We start from the raw sequence: 264 nt of genomic DNA on the forward strand, positions 1-264 counted from the left end.
CTCTGTTCACGGTCAAGTTTTTGCGAGGTGTTTTTCGCTAAAAAGCTTGGCCGTATTAAAATCTTCTCCGGCTTGCATGCAGGCCCACAGGCCAGTCAGGTATTTGCGCATCACGGCGACGATGGCCTGCATCTTTCTCTTTCCTCGCCCGATCAACACTTCGTAAAAGGCTTTCACGTTGCTGTCGCAACGTATGGCGGTCAGCGCTGGCATGTACATCGCTGAGCGTAGATAGGCATTTCCGCCTTTACTTATTCGTCCAGG

The 264-nt window shown here is 51.5% G+C and carries 1 protein-coding gene; it reads right to left on the bottom strand.

All coding sequences use genetic code 11. From position 1 onward, the window contains the following. Positions 1-12 precede the first annotated feature (12 nt). Positions 13-264: transposase (locus SB756_RS31240; protein WP_410913388.1), on the bottom strand; the 252-nt coding region annotated here is incomplete at its 5' end.

It is taken from the genome of Pseudomonas sp. SIMBA_068 (assembly GCF_046534705.1).
GTDB classification, from domain to species: Bacteria; Pseudomonadota; Gammaproteobacteria; order Pseudomonadales; family Pseudomonadaceae; genus Aquipseudomonas; species Aquipseudomonas putida.